A 19,801-nucleotide genomic window follows, 5' to 3' on the forward strand; every position below is an offset into this window, starting at 1 on the left:
GCGTCAACTTACGTTTATCCCCATGTAAGCAAAATCATGCTTGCCCGCTGTTTTCATAATCTATCCATGAGGAGTTTCTTGATGAAAATTACCCAGATTTGTGTTGCCTTGTTCGCTGCTTCCAGTTTGCTCGCTGGTATTGCCTATGCGCAGTCCCTGCCAAAAGTGGCAGATGGCACTTTGCTCAGTGCCAATGGCATGACCCTGTACAACTTTGATAAAGACGAAGCAGGCATCAGTAACTGCAATGGTGCGTGTGCGACCAACTGGCCGCCAGTCGTGGCGCCTGCAACGGTGCCAGCCGGTAAATATTCCGTCATTACCCGCGAAGACGGCAGCAAGCAGCTCGCCTACAACGGCAAGCCCTTATACTTGTATGCTGCTGATAAAAAAGCGGGAGAACGGAATGGGGATAATTTCAAAAATGTCTGGCATATCGTTAAAGAATAGGCAAAACATCCTGTGCAAAACGGCGTGCAGCGGGGCTATGTCTACCGTGTCCACCACATCGGCCATATAAACCATGCAGGATAGTCGCGCCCAGATGCTTGCCTGTATCCCGCGCTTGCGCCGTTATGCGCAGGCGCTGGTCGGTGATCGCGCAGGGGCTGATGACCTGGTACAGGACACCATGGAACGCGGCTGGAACCAGCTGTCTTCATGGCGTGCAGGCAGCGATATGCGTGCCTGGCTGTTCAGCATCATGCACAACCTGCGTATGGATCAATTACGTCGTCCGGCGTTCAAGACAGAAACGCTGGATGATGAAAGCCAGTTCCCGGCAACGCCCGCCAGCCAGAGCCACGGCCTGGAAATGCGCGATTTGCAGACCGCACTGATGATGTTGCCCCATGAGCAGCGTGAAGTGGTCTTGCTGGTCGCGCTGGAGGAGATGAGTTATGAAAGCATCGCCCACATGCTGGGTATACCGCCAGGTACCGTCATGTCGCGCCTCTCGCGTGGCCGTGAAAAGCTGCGCGCGCTGATGGAAGGTGTACCCCAGAAAGTGACGCTCAAGGTCGTCAAATGAACAAGGCTCTCATATGAAGTATGCGCCCGTGACCGAAACAGACTTGCATGCCTATGTGGATGGCCTGCTGCCAGCCACGCGCTGTGCTGAGGTGGCCGCTTATCTGCATGACAATCCTGCTGAGCAATTGCGGGTAGAAGCCTATCGTAGCCAGAATGCCGCCCTGCATAGCTTGTTCGACGCGGTACTGGATGAGCCAGTGCCAGCCAGGCTGATGTTGCTGGCTGAGAATGGCAAACGCAAGCCAGCCTGGGGCTGGCAGCAACTGGCTGCCGGGTTTGCCATTGCCTTTATCAGCGGTGGTATGGGCTGGTTTTTACACGGCGACAGCAATGTTCAGGGCTTGGCGCAACAGGGGCGCGGTATGCCGCGTATGCAAAATGCGAACGGCCTGGCCCACCAGGCTGCCATTGCGCATGCCGTGTACAGCCCCGATGTGAAGCGACCAGTAGAGATCGGTGCCGAGCAAGAGGCACAACTGGTCACCTGGCTCACCAAACGCATAGGCACACCTGTGCACCCACCCAAACTGGCCAAGCTCGGGTATGAATTGATCGGCGGCCGTTTGCTGCCTGGCGACAGCGGCCCGGTGGCCCAGTTCATGTACCAGGACAGCACTGGCCAGCGGCTGACTTTGTATGTTTCTGGCGATCAGGTGCAGAACAAGGATACCGGTTTTCAATTTTCGCAACAGGGTGCAGTGAATGTCTTTTACTGGATAGATGGCAAGTTTGGTTATGCCCTGTCTGGCAGTATCAGCAAGTCTGATCTGGCCAATATCGCCACTGCTGTGTATGAACAACTGGACAAGCCATCCTGAGTGATGTGGCGTGCTGAATGGCCGTGTTCATGAGTCCGCCACCAAGTGCATATATAATTGTTATTGCCATGCAGGCGCAATGCTGATTTTGCCATGGCCCAGGCAAGTGACCCAGCTCATCACGAACAAGAACGGTATATGCACACGATTAGCCCGAAGACGATTTCATTTGCGCCAGCATTGATGGCCCGCACAATTTTTGCAGGATTGATTGCCCTATGTGGCATTGGTGTGCACGCCGAATCCGCAGCGGCCACAGCCAACATCGCCAACTATACCTATCAGGTGGTACATAGCTACCCACATGATCCCAACGCATTTACCCAGGGCCTGTTTTACAAGGATGGCTTCCTGTATGAAAGCACCGGTTTGCAAGGCCATTCATCTGTGCGCAAGGTGAAGCTGGAAACCGGTGAAGTCTTGCAAAAAACCGATTTGCCGAAGCAGATATTTGGCGAAGGTATTACCTACTGGGATAACCGCATCATCGGCATCACCTGGACTTCACAGGCTGGTTACGTGCTTGACCTCAACAGTTTTGCTTTTCAAAAAGAATTTGCCTATAAGGGTGAAGGCTGGGGGCTGACCCGCAATGATACTGAAATTATCATGAGCGACGGCACCTCGGAATTACGTTTCCTCAATCCTGAAACCCTGAACGAAGTGCGCCGTATCAAGGTCACGGCGCAGGGCAAACCTGTTGACCAGCTCAATGAACTCGAATGGGTCAAGGGCGAGGTGCTCGCCAATATCTGGCAAACCGATAAAATTGCCCGTATTGACCCCAAAACCGGCAATGTGACCGCATGGATAGACCTAAGCGGCCTGTTGCCCATCAGTGAGCGCATGAAGAGCAACCCCGATGTGCTCAATGGCATTGCTTATGATGCCACCCACGACAGGCTCTTCGTTACCGGCAAACTGTGGCCAAAGATTTTTGAAATCAAGCTGGTCAAACATTGATCAATGCCTGGCCGCGACATATTGATGGTGCCTGGCAGCGAACAAATATGAAATTAACAGTACATACTGAACGCGCTTTTTCTGTCGCACAATTCCTGAGCGCAGACGAATGCGCAGAATTGATTGCGCTTGCTGAAGCCCAGGGCTTTATTGCTGCGGGCGTGCGCACGCGCGAAGGGCCAAAAGCCATGCCCATGATCAGAAATAATGAACGCGTCCTGCTGGCTTCACCGCATTGGGTGGCCTTGCTCTGGCAGCGCTTGTCAGACATCACTTTACCTGTGCTGGATGGCGAAATTGCAGTCGGTTTGCCCAGGGATTTGCGTTTCTATAAATACACGCCGGGCCAGCGGTTTAAAATGCATAAAGATGGCCCGTGGACAGAAGATGGCATGGTCAGCAAGTTGACCATGCTGGTGTATCTGAATGAAGAATTTACTGGTGGCAGTACCGATTTTCGTGATTGCAGCATACAGCCAGAAACCGGGTCGGCCCTGTTCTTTATCCACGATACCTGGCATGAAGGGGCAGCAATCCAGGATGGTTATAAATATGTGCTGCGTTCAGATGTCCTGTATGCCCCCCGTAACGCCTTAATCATCAACACATGAAAAAAATCAGACTGGTTCTTGCCTTGCTGCTGGCCGCAGCCTCTCACATGGTGCTGGCTGACCATGATGCGGGTCTGGAAGCCAGGCTCACCAAAGCCCTGCAAATCAAAAAAAATACCGAAGACCGGATGGCCAAATCCCGCCCCGTCATACAAGCATATGTGCAAGCAGGATTGTTGAGCAAAAAGGCCAATGAACGGGCAGACTATGTCGATTTCTACCTGTTGCAAAAACCGGCCAGTTTCATGGGGCATACACTGATCTTGCTTGAAGAAGAATATATGGACACCTACGTCGGCTGTTGTGTCAGCCCTGGCATGGGCCTGACGGTCAGGGTCAATGGTGACACAACAGCGATAAAGAAATTTGCAGATGACAATGCCTGCACTTTTACCGCGCATGATGATGTGCTGGCGACGCTGAAAACCTATGGCATTAAAAATAAACTGGCGAAAGATGATTATGCATCTTTAAGTTGCCGCGCACGGGATGCGCAAAAATAAGCCTGTTTAGTCTGTGGTGCCTTGTCTGCTTTGCGCAGGCTGATTGTTCTCTGCTTGAAAATAATTGCTTTTTTATATAAAGTAAGTTCTCCTCACGCTTACACTGAGGCTAAGCCTGATTCAGTCATCAGCATGCTATCGACAGGAGAAAATTGATGTCCCAGTCCTATCAAAATACCTCTGATATTTACCCCAGTCTTGTGTATGACGATGCACCAGCGGCCATAGAGTGGCTGAACCGTGCCTTTGGTTTCAAGACACAATTTGTTGTCCCTGGCCCCGATAGCCGTGTCGAACATTCTGAACTCAGCATGGGCAATGGCGTCATCATGGTCAGTTCACCCAAGCCAGAGATGAATTGGCTCAGCCCGCGCAACCTGTCCAGTGTGGCACAGGCGCTGAGTGTGTATGTGGATGATCCGGATGCGCATCACGATATTGCCGTCGCCGCAGGTGCGCGCATCACACGCCCCTTGCAGACAGAAGAATATGGGGCGCGTGGCTATATGGTGACCGATCCTGAAGGGCACGTCTGGTATTTTGGTAATTACCGACCAGGCGCTTATTGGTCTCAGGCATCAGGTACTGAAAACCAGGCCTGAATTTTTAAGGCCTGTTAGCAATCACAAATAATAATAGAGAACAACAGAGGAGATACCAGATGAACTACAAAGGTAGCTGTCACTGCGGCAAGGTCGCGTTTGAAGTCGAAGGCGATATCGATAGCGCGCTGGAATGTAATTGTTCGATTTGTTCGCGCAAAGGGTCTTTGCTGTGGTTTGTGCCAAGAGACAAGCTGCACCTGCTGACGCCGGAAGATGCTGCCAGCAGCTATACCTTCAACAAGCATGTGATAGCGCATCGCTTTTGCCCGACCTGCGGCATGCACCCCTACGGTGAAGGCGCAGATCCGAAAGGCAATCGCATGGCAGCCGTCAATCTGCGCTGTATTGAAGACATCGATATTACGGCTATTCCTGTCCATCATTTCGATGGCCGCTCGAAATAAAAATAGGAGTCTGTAAAGACCAGGATTGGCTCCGGTCTTTACAGGCATCCCCTATTTTTGCACGAAGCGTATCACCCCATCGTCACCCAGTTCCCTGCGCAATACGCCGTCATACCAAAGCTTGTGCAAATGTGCCAGTGCTTCGCCGAGGGCAAATGTCAGTTGGTGCGCATCCAGCGGGCGGCGGAACATGATGGGCACGATGTCCGCAGCCGATTGCGGCACGGCACAGGCAGCCTGCACTTCTTCCAGGCGTTCTGCGTGATGATCCTGCAATTGCCTGACGCGCGTGTGCAGACCCTTGAAAGGTTTGCCATGGGAAGGCAGGATCAGCACATCTTCTGGCAGCGGTAAGAATTTCTCCAGCGAATCCAGGTATTGCTGCACGGGATTGGCTTCCGGCTCTATCGCAAACACCGACACATTGGTGGAAATGCGTGGCAACAGCATATCACCTGAAATCAGAATATTGAGGTCAGCGCAATACAGCGAGGCATGCTCGGGTGAATGACCAAAGCCGCTGATGACTTGCCAGCGGCGCTGCCGGATCATGACAGCTATGCCTTCCTGCATGCGGTGGTAGGCAGTTGGCACGGCAGGCACCATGCGTGTGTAATGCGTCTTGCGTTCCTGTATCTGTTCCTGCATGGCGGGATCGACCATACCATGTTTGCGAAAATGAGGGAACATGGCCGTGCCATCCGCACCCGGCAAGCTGGCCGACATCATGCGGGCAAACGCATATTCGCCCGCCGTCATCCACAGCTGTACCTTCCAGCGGCTGCACAGCCAGTCTGCGAGACCGATATGGTCGGGGTGGCAATGCGTCGCAATCACTCGCACAACGGGAAGTCCACGCATATGGTTGTGCAGGTCGCCAAACAGGATTTCCCATGCGTCCATGGTGGCATCGCTGGAAATGCCGCAATCCACCACCGTCCAGCCATGCACGTGACCGTTTTCGGTTTCCACGTCATCTTCCAGCAGCCACAGATTGATATGGTTCAGGGCAAAAGGCAGGCCCATGCGTATCCACAGCACACCCGGGGCAATTTCCATGGTCTTGGCGTTCTCAGGCAGGGTCTCGCCAAAAGGGTAGTGAAGTTCTTGTTCCAGTAAATTCATGGCGGTCTCTGTTGTTATGCCGGACGCATGCCATATTGCATCTGGCGTCCGGTTTGCTAAAAATCTGGTGGTACAAAGCTACGTGAGCGCCGTAATGCCCTACAATGCGATTTCAGGCTGTTTGACGTTTACGTTAACTGTAAGCTGCAAATTGTAATCAGAAAATCGTTTCTGTGTTTTTATTTCCTCATCATGGCTACCTACACCATCACCGAACTTGCCCGCGAATTTGATATTACCCCGCGCGCAATACGATTCTATGAAGACCAGGGTTTGCTGAACCCGACCCGGGAAGGGCCAAGTGGCCGCAACCGTGTGTACACAGCACGTGAACGCACCCATCTGAAACTGACCCTGCGCGGCAAGCGCCTGGGCTTGAGCCTGTCGGATATCAAGAGCCTGGTAGATATGTATCGCTCACCCAAGGATACCGAAGTGCAGTTGCAGAGTTTTCTGGTGGTGCTGGCAAGACACAGGGCAGCGCTGGAGCAACAGCGTGAAGATATAGAAATCATGCTGGCCGAAATCAGCGCCCACGAAGAAAAAAGCCTGAGCTTGTTGAAACAGGCCGGCAGTAAATCCGGATAATTGCTTTGCCTGCCTGATGCTTACAACTGGAAAGGATCGCGAAGATGCTTAAATTGCTTCTTAACTTGCAATTTTTTTCTGTCGGCTTTGTGTTTTTTGCGGCACGTTATCCAGAAAAAATTACCACAAGAAACGCTGTGCGCCTGATATTGACTGGCCTGTGCCTGCTGTCGCTGACATTGATTTTTGGTGTTTTCCTGTCACACAAGACGCTTGCCGAGACTTTGTTTGAAATCAATAGCCGGAATGATCATCAAATGGGGGTCATTTACGGCTTGAGTGCACTTTATCTGGCGTTTTTATATGCTGTCTGGAATGTTTCCCGCTTCTTCTTCCGCTCTAATGTTAACAGCAAATAGTTGCTCATCAGGTAACGGCAAGGTCGAAAAGCGTTAAATTGTCCAATTGACGTTTACGTAAACGTCAATTGGACGTATTATTTTTGCCTGAGATGTTTTTTCAGTGGTTATGGAGGTTTTATGAGCAATCAGGCAATACCTGTGCTGGATCACAAACTGGCCTTGAGCCTGCTGGAAAGTTTTAATTCCCAGGGTGCTTTAATGGCCTGGAATGCGCGCCTGACCAGCATGAGCCCGGGCGCCTGTGAGATCAGCCTGCCTTTCGGTCAGGCAGTGAGTCAGCAGCACGGGTATTTCCATGGTGGCGTGATTGGCACGATTGCAGATGCCGCTGGCGGCTATGCAGCGAATACACTATTGATGCCGGTGAGTGAGTGCTTAACAGCCGAATACAAGATCAATATTGTTGCGCCAGGTCTGGGCGACACCCTGATTGCCAGAGGGAAGGTATTGAAGGCAGGCAAAACCCTGGTAGTAGCTGGTGCCGAAGTCTTTGTCGTGCATGAAGGCCAGGAAAAACTCTGCGCCATCATGCAACAAACCCTGTTTGTGATACCAAAAACCACAGCGGATAAAAATTAGCGAAAGCTAGCTGAAATTAGCAATAACCAAAGTTGGCATATGGGACTAAGCTATATCCCTTGGCCGCATTTAGAACAACGAAATTTAAATTTTGATAAAAGTGTGAGGACGACATGCTGCATTTACCCGGTTTGACTTTTGATCATGGCGAAGATATCGCCGCTTTGCGTGAAGCTGTGCAGCAATTTGCCGCAGTGGAAATCGCCCCCCGGGCTGCCGAGATCGACCGCAGTGACCAGTTCCCCATGGATTTGTGGCGCAAGATGGGCGACCTCGGCATCCTGGGTGTGACCGTCAGTGAAGAATACGGTGGCGCCAACATGGGCTATCTGGCCCATATCATTGCCATGGAAGAAATTTCCCGTGCCTCTGCCTCTGTCGGCCTGTCGTATGGTGCCCACTCCAATCTGTGCGTGAACCAGATCAAGCGCAATGGTACGGAAGAACAAAAAGCCAAATACCTGCCAAAACTCATCAGCGGTGAACATATAGGTGCACTCGCCATGTCCGAGCCCAATGCCGGTTCTGACGTTGTCAGCATGAAATTGCGTGCTGACTGGAAGGGTGACCGCTGGGTCTTGAATGGCACCAAGATGTGGATCACCAATGGCCCTGACGCCGACACGCTGGTCGTCTATGCCAAGAATGACCTGGAAGCTGGCCCCCGTGGCATGACAGCCTTCCTCATCGAAAAGGGTTACAAAGGCTTCAGCATTGCGCAAAAGCTCGACAAGCTCGGCATGCGCGGTTCTCATACCGGTGAGCTGGTGTTCCAGGATTGCGAAGTGCCGGCAGAAAACGTACTCGGTGGCTTGGGCAAGGGCGTCAATGTGCTGATGTCCGGTCTCGATTTTGAGCGCACCGTTTTGTCCGGCGGCCCGCTGGGCATCATGCAGGCCTGTATGGATGCAGTCGTGCCTTATGTACATGACCGCAAGCAATTCGGCCAGCCTATCGGTGAATTCCAATTGATGCAGGGCAAGCTGGCAGATATGTATTCCACCATGATGGCTTGCAAGGCCTATGTCTATGCGGTTGGCCAGGCTTGCGACCGCGCCAAAACACCGGAAGCCGTACGCGCCCTGCGCAAGGATGCTGCCGGTGCAATTTTGTATTCAGCAGAAAAAGCCACATGGATGGCAGGCGAAGCCATTCAAACCCTGGGTGGCAACGGCTATATCAATGAATACCCGGTTGGCCGTCTGTGGCGCGATGCCAAGCTGTATGAAATCGGCGCCGGCACCAGCGAAATCCGCCGCATGCTGATTGGTCGTGAATTGTTTGCTGAAACCCGGTAATCCAGTTTGCCTGAAAACGCCAGGCCTACATATTAATTATTTTTATGACACATCTGCATATTGCGACACCCGTGCTTGAGCATCGCGGCCTTTCAGCCAGCCTGGACAAGCAGGTCTGGCTGAAGATGGAAAATACCCAGCCTTCAGGTTCTTTCAAATTGCGTGGCATAGGGGTCATGTGTCAGCGTGCTGCGGCTAAGGGGGCGACACATTTCGTTTGCCCCTCCGGTGGTAATGCCGGTTTTGCCGCTGCCGTGGCGGGAGTGGCCCTGGGCATCAAAACCACCATACTAGTGCCGCAAACCACGCATGAAACCGTACGCGCAGCCATACGTGCCATCGGTGCAACAGTCATCGTCGAAGGCGGCGTCTGGGATGAAACCAACCAGGCTGCACTTCGCCTCTGTGATCAGCCTGGTGCCGTATATATCCCGCCATTTGACCATGCCGATATCTGGGATGGCAATGCGACGCTGATCGATGAAGTGGCAGGCAAACATGAATTTGACGTGGTGATCTGCTCAGTCGGTGGCGGCGGCCTGCTCAGCGGGATTGCGCTGGGTCTGCAAAGAAACGGTCTTGCCCATATCCCCATCATTGCGGTTGAGACAGAAGGTGCGGCTTCCCTGCATGCCTCTGTGCAGGCAGGCGAACTGGTGACCTTGCCAGCGATCACCTCCATTGCCAGCACCCTCGGCGCGCGGCGCGTTGCCCAGCAGGCACTGGACTGGACGCGTCAACACCGTATCACGACGACCACCGTCACTGACGCGCAGGCGGTACAGGCTTGCCTGGCTTTTGCCGACGATATGCGTACCCTGGTTGAACCTGCCTGTGGCGCGGCGCTGGCTGTCGCTTACCAAAATTTACCCGAACTGGCAGCGTTCAAAAAACCGCTGATCGTGGTTTGTGGCGGTATTGCTGTGGATTTGGGTAAACTACAGGCTTGGAAAACCCAGTTTCAGCCAAGCTGAGCCTATAACATGCCCAACACCCACTTTCCGAAATTGCTGTCATCCCAGATCGCCTTTGATATCGCGCGGACGATACTGGATGGCTTCGACAAGCATTACCGCTTGTTTCGTGCCAGCAGTCAGGGCGCAAAGCAGCATTTCGAAAGTGGTGACTGGCGCGCGGCCCAACTGGCTGCCCGTGAGCGTATCGGCTATTACGACACGCGCGTACGTGAATGTGTGCAGGCGCTGGAAGATGAATACGCAGAAGAAGACCTCAGTGATGAAGTCTGGCGTGAAGTCAAACTGCATTACATGGGCATGCTGATTGACCATCTGCGGCCTGAACTGGCAGAAACCTTTTTTAATACCGTCTGCACCAAACTGCTGCATAGGAATTATTTCCACAATGATTTTATCTTTGTGCGGCCAGCGACATCGACCGAATACCTGGAAAGGGAAGATACCCCGCCCAGTTACCGCGTGTATTATCCGGCCACAGACAGTCTTAACTTCACGATCAAACGCATCGTCACCAATTTCCAGTTGAATACCAGGTTTGAAGACCTCGACAGGGATGTGGCCCTGGTAGAAGAACGTCTGCGTGAAAAATTCGGCGCGGACAAGTTGGAACCCAATCACCAGATACAGGTGCTGGCCAGCCTGTTCTACCGTAACAAATCCGCCTACATCATAGGCAAGGGCATCAACGGCAATCGCGAGCATCCGTTCATCATCCCCATCATGCATAAACGCAAAGGTGAACTGGCACTCGACACGGTGTTGTTTGACACCATGCAGATCACCATCCTGTTCTCCTTTACGCGCGCGTATTTCATGGTGGATATGGAAGTGCCATCTGCCTATGTACAATTCATACGCAGCATCTTGCCGAAAAAACCGCGCAGTGAAATCTATACGATGATAGGCCTGCAAAAACATGGCAAGAACCTGTTTTATCGTGATTTTTTGCATCATCTCAAATATTCATCCGACCGCATAGAAGCCGCACCCGGCATACGTGGCCTGGTGATGCTGGTGTTTGCACTGCCATCTTTTCCGTATGTGTTCAAACTCATCAAGGACAGCTTCCCGCCACCGAAAGAAACCACCAAGGCCCTGATCAAGGAAAAATACCTGCTGGTGAAAAACCATGACCGCGTAGGCCGCATGGCAGATACGCTCGAATATTCCGATGTGGCCTTCCCGCGCTCGCGTTTTTCAGAAGAACTGCTGGCCGAAATCAAGCAATATGCGCCCTCGTTGCTCGAAGTGAACGATGATGAAGTCGTCATCAAGCACCTGTACATAGAACGGCGCATGACACCGCTGAATATCTGGCTGACTGAAGCAGAGCAGCGTGGCGACATGAGCGCCATGGAGCACGGCCTGCATGAGTACGGCAATGCCATCAAGGACCTGGTTGGCGCGAATATTTTCCCGGGTGACATGCTGTACAAGAATTTTGGCGTGACCCGTCATGGCCGGGTAGTGTTCTATGACTATGATGAAATCGAATACATCACCGACTGTAATTTCCGCAAGATACCTTTGCCACGCAATGAAGAAGACGAAATGGCAGCCGAACCCTGGTATCCGATCGCCAGGAACGATGTGTTTCCAGAGCAGTTTGGTACCTTTTTGCTGGGAAACAAGAACGTCAAAACCTATTTTATGAAACACCATGCTGACTTGCTGACCGCAGAATACTGGCAGGCCCGCAAGAAGCGCATCGTCGATGGCAAGGTGGATGATGTTTTCCCTTACCCGCAGGAAATCCGCTTTTGTAATCAGGAAAGAAGCACAAGTTAAACCACATGCATGCCGTGATTTGCATGCATACCGTCATTAGCCAGGCAGTGAAACTGCTTATATTTTTTGGAGAAAAAGATGAATGATCCTATCGTAATCGTTGGTGCAGCCCGTACCCCCATGGGTGCTTTTCAGGGCGATTTTTCTTCCCTGACAGCCAGCCAGCTCGGCGCAGTTGCCATCAAGGCCGCCGTTGAACGCGCCGGTGTCAAGCCAGAACTGGTAGAAGAAGTCTTGTTTGGCAACTGCCTGATGGCAGGCCAGGGCCAGGCCCCTGCGCGCCAGGCTTTGCTGGCTGCGGGTTTGCCAGTGTCGACTGGTGCCGTGACTTTATCCAAGATGTGCGGCTCGGCCATGAAGGCTACCATGATGGCTTTTGATTCCATCAATGCAGGCAGCAATGAAGTCATCGTTTCTGGCGGCATGGAATCCATGACCAATGCCCCTTACCTGATCCCCAAGGCACGTGGCGGCTACCGCATCGGTCACGGCATGATGTATGACCACATGATGCTTGATGGTCTCGAAGATGCCTATGACAAGGGCCGCTCCATGGGCACCTTTGCTGAAGACTGCTCAGCCAAATACAACTTCAGCCGTGAAGAGCAGGACGCATTTGCGATTGCATCCGTCAAGCGCGCGCAGGCAGCAACTGCCGATGGTTCCTTCGCATGGGAAATCGCCCCGGTGACTGTATCTGGCCGTGGCGGTGATGTTGTCATCGACAAGGATGAAGGCCCGTTGAAAGCCAAGCTCGATAAAATCCCTGCGCTGAAACCAGCCTTCAAAAAAGACGGCACCATTACTGCTGCCTCTTCTTCTTCCATCAATGACGGCGCTGCCGCGCTGGTCTTGATGCGCGAATCCAAGGCCAAAGAACTGGGTCTGACACCGATCGCAAAAATCCTCGGCCACGCCAGCAATGCGCAAGAACCAGGCTGGTTCACGACAGCGCCGGTGGGCGCCATCCAGAAGCTGTACAAAAAACTGGGCTGGACGACTGACGATGTTGACCTGTTTGAAATCAATGAAGCCTTTGCCACCGTGCCTATGGCAGCCATGAAAGAACTGGGCATCCCGCATGACAAGATCAATGTCCATGGCGGCGCTTGCGCCCTTGGCCATCCTATTGGTGCATCCGGTGCGCGTATCATCATTACGCTGATGGGTGCTTTGAAAAAGCAGGGTAAGAAACGTGGCGTGGCTTCGCTTTGTATTGGTGGTGGTGAGGGGACGGCTTTGGCAATTGAAATGGTATAAGGCCGATTAAGCTAAGCGCAGCGCACTTTTGAGCCTGCGATGCTCGTCGTACTTAAGTACGAAGCGCTTCTTAACTCAATATTGCGCTGCTCGCTACGCTTACTCGACCTTATAGAATACCACTGGTCACAAATTTGTAAATCGAAGGAAAACCATGTCAGTCGCTTTAATCATCGGTGCATCACGCGGTATCGGCCACGAACTGGCCATGCAATACAAGGCAGCAGGCTGGCGTGTCATTGCCACTGCCCGCAAGGAAGAACATCTGGCAGCTCTGAAATCAGCAGGCTGCGAAGCGTTGCAACTCGATGTGACCAGGTTCGATGATTGCACCGGTCTTGGCGAGCGGCTTCATGGTGAAAAGATTGATGTGGCCATACTGAACGCCGGTGTTTTTGGCACCCGCACGGAAGCATTGACTGCACCGCCACAAGCCGAGTTTGATGCAGTTATGCAGACCAATGTCCTTGCTGCGATGCGCATACTGCCGCTGGTTTTGCCATTGGTGGAAAATGCTGCGGGCAAGCTGGCAGTGATTTCTTCCACCATGGGATCAATCAGCATGCGACAAAACTCTTATGGCTGGTTATACCGGGCCAGCAAGGCAGCGCTGAACTCAATATTGAAAGATGTATCCCTGGAAGCAGAAAAATCTGCATGCGTGAGTTTTCATCCTGGCTGGGTACAGACTGACATGGGTGGCGCTGGCGCGGATATCACGGTCAGCGAAAGCGTCAAGGGAATACGCCACACGCTGGCGTCTTTGACGCATGCAGACAATGGCAGGTTTGTGAATTATGACGGTAGCAGCCTGAGCTGGTAATGCCCCGGCGATCCCGCGAACAAATATAAGAAGTTAGGTAGAATTTACTATGTTACTGACACCAGAACACGAAATGATACGCGACGCCGTGCGCAGCTTTGCACAAGAGCGTCTTGTGCCCAATGCCGCACGCTGGGACAAGGAACATCACTTTCCGGCTGAAGAATTGAAAGAACTGGCGAAAATGGGGGCCTACGGTGTCGCTGTGCCGGAAGAGTTTGGTGGCGCAGGCATGGATTACCTGTCGCTGGCCCTGGTGCTGGAAGAAATCGCTGCCGGTGATGGCGGTACCTCCACGGTGGTATCCGTCAACAATTGCCCGGTGTGCAGCATCGCCATGATGTATGCCAATGACGCGCAAAAAAAACAATGGCTGACACCGCTGGCACAAGGCGACATGCTCGGCGCATTTTGTCTGACCGAACCGCATGCAGGCAGTGATGCCTCTGAATTGCGCACGACGGCAAAACGTGATGGTGATCATTACGTCATCAACGGTGTCAAGCAATTCATCACCAGCGGCAAGTATGCTGATGTCGCCATCGTCATGGCCGTCACGGATAAGGAAGCAGGCAAGAAGGGCATCAGCGCCTTCTGGGTGCCGACCAGTACGCCTGGCTATATCGTCGCCAGTCTGGAACAAAAGATGGGCCAGCATTCATCCGACACAGCACAAATCCTGTTTGAAAATTGCCGTATCCCGGCAGAAAACCTGATCGGTGATGAAGGCATGGGCTACAAGATCGCCTTGTCTGGCCTCGAAGGTGGCCGTATAGGCATCGCCTCGCAATCAGTAGGCATGGCACGCGCCGCTTTTGAAGCAGCACTTGCCTATGCCAAAGACCGTACCAGTTTCGGCAAGCCTATCTTTGAACACCAGTCCGTCCAATTCAAACTGGCTGACATGGCGACGCAGATAGAAGCCGCCCGTCAGTTGATCTGGCATGCCGCCAGCATGAAAGACGCTGGCAAGCCCTGTCTGAAAGAAGCAGCAATGGCAAAACTGTTTGCCTCTGAAATGGCAGAAAAAGTCTGCTCGGATGCGATACAAATCCATGGCGGCTACGGCTACGTCAGCGATTTCCCGGTAGAACGTATTTACAGGGATGTGCGGGTTTGCCAAATATATGAAGGTACGTCCGATATACAGAAGATTTTGATTGGACGTGCATTGGCTGGCTGAGTGGTTTCAGTTTCAACATAACGGAGACAGCATGAAAAAAGGTTATAAACAGTTGGTCGATGAAGCCAACGCCGAGATCAAGACCTACAGCGTAGCCGATGCACAAGCCAAACTAACAGACGCCAATGTGCAATTCATTGATGTGCGTGATATTCGTGAGTTGGAACGCGAAGGCATCGTCCCCGGTGCCTATCATGCGCCACGCGGCATGATAGAGTTCTGGGTTGATCCGGATTCGCCTTATTTCAAACCTGTATTTGGCGAGAAAAAAGAATTCATCCTGTTTTGTGCCGCAGGCTGGCGCAGTGCGCTGACTACCAAGACCGTGCAAGACATGGGGCTGGAAAATGTCGCCCATATCGATGGTGGTTTTACGGCCTGGAAGGCTGCCGGCGCACCTGTTGCTGTCAAGGAAAGTAAAAAGTAATAATGAGCAGTCAGGCTTGCCCTTGTGGCTCGAACAAGAAATTTGAATTATGCTGTGGCCCTTTCCTCAGCGGTGCAGCGCAGGCAGCGACGGCAGAAGCGCTGATGCGTTCGCGTTATAGCGCCTATACCCTTAATGATGAAGCTTATCTGCGGGCGACCTGGGATGAAAGGACTTGTCCCAAAGAACGTATCACACATGATGAGCCAACCAGATGGCTGGGTCTGGAAGTAAAGAAATTCAAGCCGGATGGTGATGCGGCGACGGTAGAGTTTGTCGCCCGTTACAAGATAGGTGGCAAGGCGCACAGGCTGCATGAAATCAGCCGCTTTGTACGTTATGAAGGCAAATGGTTTTATGTGGATGGCAGTTTTCCTGAAAAGTGAAAAAAAGATAATGACAACTTTAGATTCCAAACTCAATTCCCGCTCTGAAGAGTTCAAGACCAATGCGGCAGCAATGCAGGTCGTCGTTGACGACCTCAAAGAAAAAATCGCAAAAATCGCCCTCGGCGGCGGTGACGAGGCGCGCAAGAAACATCTGGCGCGTGGCAAACTGTTGCCGCGTGACCGCGTGCAGATGTTGCTCGACGCCGGCACGCCTTTCCTGGAATTTTCGCAGCTGGCTGCGTACGATATGTACAAGGAAAAAAACGATGTCGATGCCGCCCCGTCTGCTGGTGTCATTACCGGCATAGGCCGTGTCGCCGGGCAAGAGTGCATCATCGTCTGTAACGACGCCACCGTCAAAGGCGGTACCTATTACCCCTTGACCGTCAAGAAGCATTTACGCGCGCAAGAAATTGCCGAACAAAACAATCTGCCTTGCATTTACCTCGTCGATAGTGGTGGTGCGAACTTGCCTAACCAGGATGATGTCTTTCCTGACCGCGATCATTTTGGCCGCATCTTCTTTAACCAGGCCAATATGTCAGCCAAGGGCATACCGCAAATTGCGGTCGTCATGGGGTCCTGTACTGCCGGTGGTGCCTATGTGCCGGCGATGAGTGATGAATCGATCATCGTCAAGAACCAAGGTACGATTTTCCTCGGTGGCCCGCCGCTGGTGAAAGCGGCTACCGGTGAAGTTGTCAGTGCTGAAGACCTTGGCGGTGGCGATGTCCATACGCGCCTGTCTGGCGTGGTGGATCATCTGGCACAAAACGATACGCATGCCCTGTCGCTGGCACGTACTATCGTTTCGCATCTGAACCGCCAGAAGCCCCAGACCGTGGTCATGAAAGAAGTTGAAGAACCAAAATTCCCGGCAGCTGAATTGTATGGCGTGATACCGGTGGATACGCGCAAGCCCTTCGATGTGCGCGAAGTAATTGCCCGCATCGTCGATGGCAGTCATTTCGATGAATTCAAGGCGCGCTACGGCACGACACTGGTGTGTGGCTTTGCGCATATCCACGGCATGCCGGTCGGCATCATCGCCAATAACGGCATCCTGTTTTCTGAGTCTGCCTTGAAGGGCGCGCATTTCATAGAGCTGTGCTGCCAGCGCAAGATACCGCTGGTTTTCCTGCAAAACATCACCGGTTTCATGGTAGGCCGCAAATATGAAAACGAAGGCATCGCCCGCAATGGTGCCAAGATGGTGACGGCTGTCGCCACTGCCAATGTGCCCAAGTTCACTGTCATCATCGGCGGAAGTTTTGGTGCTGGCAACTATGGCATGTGTGGACGTGCTTATTCACCGCGTTTCATGTGGATGTGGCCGAACGCACGCATCAGCGTCATGGGTGGCGAACAGGCTGCCAGCGTATTGGCAACGGTGAAGCGTGACGGCATAGAAGGCAAGGGTGGTAGCTGGTCAGCCGAAGAAGAAACCGCTTTCAAACAACCTATCAAAGACCAGTATGAACATCAGGGTCATCCCTATTATGCATCAGCGCGCCTGTGGGATGATGGCGTGATTGACCCGGCCGATACGCGCATGGTCCTGGGCCTGGGTTTATCAGCGGCATTGAATGCGCCGATACCGGATGTGAAGTTTGGCGTGTTCCGTATGTAAGATGGAAATATTTATGAATAAGATTTCTCTGCGCTTTGCCATGATCGTTGGCCTGGCGGGTATGTTGTGTGCCTGTGCGATGGCACCCTATGTCGAACCGCAAGGTGGTGATGTCGCTGATATTGTCATGCGTATTTCACCAGCGCTGATGACGAAGTACACGCTGGTTATTTATGACGATGCTTACACCTGTACCGGTGAAAAACAACTGGTCAGTGATTCGTATAGAAGCAATGTATCGGCGACCAGAGTCGTTGCCGAGAAACTGGTTACTTTCGGATATTCTGAAATACAGGGAAGAAACTCGTGTCAGATGAATATCAGTTTTACGCCCAAAGCTAATCATGTCTATGCATTTGACAGCACCACCAAGCCAGGCCGTTGCACTGTGAAAGTCATTGACGCAACAGATATCAACCAGCAGGTCGCAGTGGGAACCGTAAACCGCACGGTCGATAAGTTTAAATGCAAGCCTTTGAACTAAATGAAAATATGACGTATTAGTTTATTTTCAATTTTGTAAGACATTTTTGATATGGTAGAAACAGTTTGAGAAAGCCTGATTAATGAAATTGATGACGAATCACAGGGAAGGTAAGACTTACATGAAGCCAGGTATGCTTTTGTCGCTTGTAGTGCTGTCAACGGTGTTGACCAGTGGATGTGTGACTACACCCTATGTCGCACCTCAAAGCGGCCTATTGGCAGATCTGGCGATCAGAATAGTTCCAACGAAAGGAACCAGTTTTACGCTGTCTATTTATGACAATGCCGAGACTTGTTCAGGTGCCAAAACGATGGTGGATGATGCTGGAAAAGTGAGCATTTCCGCAACCAAATTGGCTGCAAATAAGATCACGACTTTTTCTTATTATGAAGTTCAGGGTAATTTGGCGTGTAATGTCAATTTCAGCTTTCTACCGGTTGCTGGTCACACCTATGTCCTAGATACTGAAACCGGCAGGAATCGTTGCAGCTATCGTATAGTCGATGCGACAGATTTGAAAAGATTGATTTCTGTTCCTGTAATTCAGCGTACCGTGAGCGGTACTGCGTGTGCGCCATTGAAAAAATAGAGTACATGGCCATGGAAACTTTGGATATACAAATCGCAAATCGTTTGGCGACCGTTACGCTGAATCGTCCTGACGTCCGCAATGCCTTCAATGAAACCACCATCGCAGAAATTACCCAGGTTTTTCGAGAGTTGGATGGCAATGACAGCATTCGTGCTATTGTGCTGGCCGCGAATGGTTCTGCTTTTTGTGCAGGTGCCGACCTGAACTGGATGAAAAAGATGGCTGATTACACCCACGAGGAAAACCTCGCGGATGCCGGTCAGCTGGCAGAAATGCTGCGTACCATCTATTGCTGTAGCAAGCCAGTAGTTGCCAAAGTGCAAGGTGATTGTTATGCCGGTGGCATGGGGCTGGTGGCAGCATGTGATATTGCTGTCAGTGTGGATACTGCCAATTTTTGCCTCAGCGAGGTCAAGCTGGGCCTGATACCGGCTACGATATCACCGTATGTCATCAAGGCCATGGGTGAAAGTGCGGCAAGGCGCTATTTCATCACTGCCGAACGATTTAATGCTGTGGAGGCTCATCGCACGGGTTTTGTGCATGAAGTTGTGACGGCAGATATGCTGGATGCGAAAGTGGCAGAAATCATCAAGGCGCTGGTCAGCAATAGCCCGAACGCGGTAAAGCAGGCCAAACGCCTGGTGCAGGATGTTGCCAGCCGGGAACTGACACCCGCCCTGATCGCAGCCACCGTAGAAGGCATAGCCGTTATCCGTGCCTCAGATGAAGGGCGCGAAGGCGTGCGTTCTTTTTTGGAAAAACGCAAGCCGGACTGGTTGATGTAGTTTATTGAAAAGAGCAGCGAAATGATATGAAAAAGCGCACATTCATATTTACTGGTGTGGCCGCCACCTTGCTGGTATCTGCTGGTTATGCCGGTTATCGCAAGTCGACAATGGTAAGAACGTCGGTTGCAGAAATACAAGTGCGCCTGCTTGCCCTGCAACCGGAAAAACTGGTCAGCAAAACTGGCTGGCCACCCTATAAAGTGTTTGTGCATCTGGCGCAAAGTATTGAATACTCGATGACGGGTTACCCGGAAATAAAGTCGGCGGTTTTTCAGCAGACTGCGGGCAGCGCGGCGTTTTATGCTTTTTCGGTCGCTGGTGCGATGACGCATAGCCTGACCGAACCCATACCGGGTGCACCGGTCATTGCAGAAACCGGCAAAGTCAGTGATGCCATTGCCATGGTGATCACGGCCTTGCAGAAATTTGAAAAGCATGTGGGGGAGATTAAACCGCATTTTGCCTATGGCAGTTTGAGCAAGGCAGAATTTGCTCAGGCCCATGTCATGCATATAGAAAATCATTTGAAGGCCATCGACACGCAGGTGTGAGATGCGCCAGGGTTG

At 52.1% G+C, this 19,801-nt stretch carries 25 protein-coding genes; 24 read left to right on the forward strand and 1 reads right to left on the reverse strand.

The window, feature by feature from the left end; all coding sequences use genetic code 11:
• The first annotated feature begins 81 nt into the window (after nucleotides 1-81).
• The 8 genes from ACO0LH_RS24745 (at nucleotide 82) to ACO0LH_RS24780 (ending at nucleotide 4,936) form a co-directional block, all read left to right on the forward strand.
• Nucleotides 82-450 carry a hypothetical protein gene (locus ACO0LH_RS24745; protein ID WP_422943811.1) on the forward strand — a complete coding sequence of 123 codons (369 nt, stop codon included), beginning with the start codon at nucleotides 82-84 and terminating at the stop codon, nucleotides 448-450.
• Nucleotides 451-523: 73 nt separating this feature from the next.
• On the forward strand, nucleotides 524-1,030 hold the full coding sequence (locus ACO0LH_RS24750) for an RNA polymerase sigma factor (protein ID WP_422943812.1): 507 nt from the start codon (nucleotides 524-526) through the stop codon (nucleotides 1,028-1,030).
• Between the two features lie 13 nt (nucleotides 1,031-1,043).
• On the forward strand, nucleotides 1,044-1,850 hold the full coding sequence (locus ACO0LH_RS24755; protein WP_422943813.1) for an anti-sigma factor family protein: 807 nt from the start codon (nucleotides 1,044-1,046) through the stop codon (nucleotides 1,848-1,850).
• Between the two features lie 138 nt (nucleotides 1,851-1,988).
• On the forward strand, nucleotides 1,989-2,813 hold the full coding sequence (locus ACO0LH_RS24760) for a glutaminyl-peptide cyclotransferase (protein ID WP_422943814.1): 825 nt from the start codon (nucleotides 1,989-1,991) through the stop codon (nucleotides 2,811-2,813).
• Between the two features lie 47 nt (nucleotides 2,814-2,860).
• Nucleotides 2,861-3,424 carry a prolyl hydroxylase family protein gene (locus ACO0LH_RS24765; protein ID WP_422943815.1) on the forward strand — a complete coding sequence of 188 codons (564 nt, stop codon included), beginning with the start codon at nucleotides 2,861-2,863 and terminating at the stop codon, nucleotides 3,422-3,424.
• Nucleotides 3,421-3,927, forward strand: a complete 507-nt coding sequence (locus ACO0LH_RS24770) for a hypothetical protein (RefSeq protein WP_422943816.1) — start codon at nucleotides 3,421-3,423, stop codon at nucleotides 3,925-3,927. Before ACO0LH_RS24765 ends, ACO0LH_RS24770 begins: the two co-directional genes overlap by 4 nt.
• 155 nt (nucleotides 3,928-4,082) lie before the next feature.
• The gene (locus ACO0LH_RS24775) at nucleotides 4,083-4,529 is read left to right on the forward strand and encodes a VOC family protein (RefSeq protein ID WP_422943817.1); all 447 of its coding nucleotides are present in this window, start codon (nucleotides 4,083-4,085) and stop codon (nucleotides 4,527-4,529) included.
• Nucleotides 4,530-4,588: 59 nt separating this feature from the next.
• Nucleotides 4,589-4,936, forward strand: coding sequence for a GFA family protein (locus ACO0LH_RS24780; protein ID WP_422943818.1), 348 nt, complete (start codon nucleotides 4,589-4,591; stop codon nucleotides 4,934-4,936).
• Between the two features lie 51 nt (nucleotides 4,937-4,987).
• Here the strand turns inward: ACO0LH_RS24780 and ACO0LH_RS24785 are convergent, their stop codons facing one another.
• Nucleotides 4,988-6,061: an MBL fold metallo-hydrolase gene (locus ACO0LH_RS24785; RefSeq protein WP_422943819.1), complete on the reverse strand. Its 1,074-nt coding sequence runs from the start codon at nucleotides 6,059-6,061 to the stop codon at nucleotides 4,988-4,990.
• A 192-nt stretch (nucleotides 6,062-6,253) separates the two neighbouring features.
• On the opposite strand from ACO0LH_RS24785, the gene ACO0LH_RS24790 reads away from it, so the two are divergent.
• The 16 genes from ACO0LH_RS24790 to ACO0LH_RS24865 all read left to right on the forward strand — a co-directional run bounded on the left by ACO0LH_RS24790 (nucleotide 6,254) and on the right by ACO0LH_RS24865 (nucleotide 19,786).
• Nucleotides 6,254-6,649 carry a MerR family transcriptional regulator gene (locus tag ACO0LH_RS24790; RefSeq protein WP_422943820.1) on the forward strand — a complete coding sequence of 132 codons (396 nt, stop codon included), beginning with the start codon at nucleotides 6,254-6,256 and terminating at the stop codon, nucleotides 6,647-6,649.
• Between the two features lie 44 nt (nucleotides 6,650-6,693).
• Nucleotides 6,694-7,008, forward strand: coding sequence for a hypothetical protein (locus ACO0LH_RS24795; RefSeq protein WP_422943821.1), 315 nt, complete (start codon nucleotides 6,694-6,696; stop codon nucleotides 7,006-7,008).
• A 120-nt stretch (nucleotides 7,009-7,128) separates the two neighbouring features.
• Entirely contained in the window at nucleotides 7,129-7,590 is a 462-nt protein-coding gene (locus ACO0LH_RS24800; protein ID WP_422943822.1) for a PaaI family thioesterase, read from the forward strand.
• A gap of 113 nt (nucleotides 7,591-7,703) precedes the next feature.
• Nucleotides 7,704-8,888 (forward strand): isovaleryl-CoA dehydrogenase, encoded by a 1,185-nt coding sequence (locus ACO0LH_RS24805; protein ID WP_422943823.1) that lies wholly within the window; start codon nucleotides 7,704-7,706, stop codon nucleotides 8,886-8,888.
• A 44-nt stretch (nucleotides 8,889-8,932) separates the two neighbouring features.
• Nucleotides 8,933-9,862, forward strand: coding sequence for a pyridoxal-phosphate dependent enzyme (locus tag ACO0LH_RS24810; protein WP_422943824.1), 930 nt, complete (start codon nucleotides 8,933-8,935; stop codon nucleotides 9,860-9,862).
• A gap of 9 nt (nucleotides 9,863-9,871) precedes the next feature.
• Nucleotides 9,872-11,653 (forward strand): bifunctional isocitrate dehydrogenase kinase/phosphatase, encoded by a 1,782-nt coding sequence (gene aceK, locus ACO0LH_RS24815; protein WP_422943825.1) that lies wholly within the window; start codon nucleotides 9,872-9,874, stop codon nucleotides 11,651-11,653.
• A gap of 78 nt (nucleotides 11,654-11,731) precedes the next feature.
• Nucleotides 11,732-12,913 (forward strand): acetyl-CoA C-acetyltransferase, encoded by a 1,182-nt coding sequence (locus tag ACO0LH_RS24820; RefSeq protein WP_186955955.1) that lies wholly within the window; start codon nucleotides 11,732-11,734, stop codon nucleotides 12,911-12,913.
• A gap of 154 nt (nucleotides 12,914-13,067) precedes the next feature.
• The gene (locus tag ACO0LH_RS24825) at nucleotides 13,068-13,736 is read left to right on the forward strand and encodes an SDR family oxidoreductase (RefSeq protein WP_422943826.1); all 669 of its coding nucleotides are present in this window, start codon (nucleotides 13,068-13,070) and stop codon (nucleotides 13,734-13,736) included.
• A gap of 49 nt (nucleotides 13,737-13,785) precedes the next feature.
• Nucleotides 13,786-14,919 carry an acyl-CoA dehydrogenase family protein gene (locus tag ACO0LH_RS24830; RefSeq protein ID WP_422943827.1) on the forward strand — a complete coding sequence of 378 codons (1,134 nt, stop codon included), beginning with the start codon at nucleotides 13,786-13,788 and terminating at the stop codon, nucleotides 14,917-14,919.
• 31 nt (nucleotides 14,920-14,950) lie between these two features.
• A complete protein-coding gene (locus tag ACO0LH_RS24835; RefSeq protein ID WP_422943828.1) occupies nucleotides 14,951-15,346 on the forward strand; it encodes a rhodanese-like domain-containing protein in 396 nt (131 codons plus the stop codon).
• A gap of 2 nt (nucleotides 15,347-15,348) precedes the next feature.
• On the forward strand, nucleotides 15,349-15,732 hold the full coding sequence (locus ACO0LH_RS24840) for a YchJ family protein (protein ID WP_422943829.1): 384 nt from the start codon (nucleotides 15,349-15,351) through the stop codon (nucleotides 15,730-15,732).
• Between the two features lie 10 nt (nucleotides 15,733-15,742).
• A complete protein-coding gene (locus tag ACO0LH_RS24845) occupies nucleotides 15,743-17,365 on the forward strand; it encodes a carboxyl transferase domain-containing protein (protein ID WP_422943830.1) in 1,623 nt (540 codons plus the stop codon).
• 13 nt (nucleotides 17,366-17,378) lie between these two features.
• Nucleotides 17,379-17,849, forward strand: a complete 471-nt coding sequence (locus tag ACO0LH_RS24850) for a hypothetical protein (protein WP_422943831.1) — start codon at nucleotides 17,379-17,381, stop codon at nucleotides 17,847-17,849.
• An 82-nt stretch (nucleotides 17,850-17,931) separates the two neighbouring features.
• Entirely contained in the window at nucleotides 17,932-18,441 is a 510-nt protein-coding gene (locus ACO0LH_RS24855; protein WP_422943832.1) for a hypothetical protein, read from the forward strand.
• A 5-nt stretch (nucleotides 18,442-18,446) separates the two neighbouring features.
• Complete coding sequence (locus ACO0LH_RS24860; RefSeq protein ID WP_422943833.1) at nucleotides 18,447-19,232, forward strand: enoyl-CoA hydratase/isomerase family protein; 786 nt, start codon at nucleotides 18,447-18,449, stop codon at nucleotides 19,230-19,232.
• A gap of 26 nt (nucleotides 19,233-19,258) precedes the next feature.
• A complete protein-coding gene (locus tag ACO0LH_RS24865) occupies nucleotides 19,259-19,786 on the forward strand; it encodes a DUF1569 domain-containing protein (RefSeq protein ID WP_422943834.1) in 528 nt (175 codons plus the stop codon).
• Nucleotides 19,787-19,801: the final 15 nt, after the last annotated feature.

This window comes from Undibacterium sp. TJN19 (assembly GCF_049339485.1).
Lineage (GTDB): Bacteria > Pseudomonadota > Gammaproteobacteria > Burkholderiales > Burkholderiaceae_D > Undibacterium.

Coding starts and splice junctions, on each gene's coding strand:
- ACO0LH_RS24860 (WP_422943833.1), top strand. CDS start 18,447: ATGGCCATGGAAACTTTGGATATACAAATCGCAAATCGTTTGGCGACC.
- ACO0LH_RS24830 (WP_422943827.1), top strand. CDS start 13,786: ATGTTACTGACACCAGAACACGAAATGATACGCGACGCCGTGCGCAGC.
- ACO0LH_RS24810 (WP_422943824.1), top strand. CDS start 8,933: ATGACACATCTGCATATTGCGACACCCGTGCTTGAGCATCGCGGCCTT.
- ACO0LH_RS24820 (WP_186955955.1), top strand. CDS start 11,732: ATGAATGATCCTATCGTAATCGTTGGTGCAGCCCGTACCCCCATGGGT.
- ACO0LH_RS24785 (WP_422943819.1), bottom strand. CDS start 6,061: ATGAATTTACTGGAACAAGAACTTCACTACCCTTTTGGCGAGACCCTG.
- ACO0LH_RS24835 (WP_422943828.1), top strand. CDS start 14,951: ATGAAAAAAGGTTATAAACAGTTGGTCGATGAAGCCAACGCCGAGATC.
- ACO0LH_RS24795 (WP_422943821.1), top strand. CDS start 6,694: ATGCTTAAATTGCTTCTTAACTTGCAATTTTTTTCTGTCGGCTTTGTG.
- ACO0LH_RS24770 (WP_422943816.1), top strand. CDS start 3,421: ATGAAAAAAATCAGACTGGTTCTTGCCTTGCTGCTGGCCGCAGCCTCT.
- ACO0LH_RS24825 (WP_422943826.1), top strand. CDS start 13,068: ATGTCAGTCGCTTTAATCATCGGTGCATCACGCGGTATCGGCCACGAA.
- ACO0LH_RS24760 (WP_422943814.1), top strand. CDS start 1,989: ATGCACACGATTAGCCCGAAGACGATTTCATTTGCGCCAGCATTGATG.
- ACO0LH_RS24765 (WP_422943815.1), top strand. CDS start 2,861: ATGAAATTAACAGTACATACTGAACGCGCTTTTTCTGTCGCACAATTC.
- ACO0LH_RS24840 (WP_422943829.1), top strand. CDS start 15,349: ATGAGCAGTCAGGCTTGCCCTTGTGGCTCGAACAAGAAATTTGAATTA.
- ACO0LH_RS24790 (WP_422943820.1), top strand. CDS start 6,254: ATGGCTACCTACACCATCACCGAACTTGCCCGCGAATTTGATATTACC.
- ACO0LH_RS24865 (WP_422943834.1), top strand. CDS start 19,259: ATGAAAAAGCGCACATTCATATTTACTGGTGTGGCCGCCACCTTGCTG.
- ACO0LH_RS24775 (WP_422943817.1), top strand. CDS start 4,083: ATGTCCCAGTCCTATCAAAATACCTCTGATATTTACCCCAGTCTTGTG.
- ACO0LH_RS24850 (WP_422943831.1), top strand. CDS start 17,379: ATGAATAAGATTTCTCTGCGCTTTGCCATGATCGTTGGCCTGGCGGGT.
- ACO0LH_RS24855 (WP_422943832.1), top strand. CDS start 17,932: ATGAAATTGATGACGAATCACAGGGAAGGTAAGACTTACATGAAGCCA.
- ACO0LH_RS24755 (WP_422943813.1), top strand. CDS start 1,044: ATGAAGTATGCGCCCGTGACCGAAACAGACTTGCATGCCTATGTGGAT.
- ACO0LH_RS24745 (WP_422943811.1), top strand. CDS start 82: ATGAAAATTACCCAGATTTGTGTTGCCTTGTTCGCTGCTTCCAGTTTG.
- ACO0LH_RS24845 (WP_422943830.1), top strand. CDS start 15,743: ATGACAACTTTAGATTCCAAACTCAATTCCCGCTCTGAAGAGTTCAAG.
- ACO0LH_RS24780 (WP_422943818.1), top strand. CDS start 4,589: ATGAACTACAAAGGTAGCTGTCACTGCGGCAAGGTCGCGTTTGAAGTC.
- ACO0LH_RS24750 (WP_422943812.1), top strand. CDS start 524: ATGCAGGATAGTCGCGCCCAGATGCTTGCCTGTATCCCGCGCTTGCGC.
- ACO0LH_RS24800 (WP_422943822.1), top strand. CDS start 7,129: ATGAGCAATCAGGCAATACCTGTGCTGGATCACAAACTGGCCTTGAGC.
- ACO0LH_RS24805 (WP_422943823.1), top strand. CDS start 7,704: ATGCTGCATTTACCCGGTTTGACTTTTGATCATGGCGAAGATATCGCC.
- aceK (WP_422943825.1), top strand. CDS start 9,872: ATGCCCAACACCCACTTTCCGAAATTGCTGTCATCCCAGATCGCCTTT.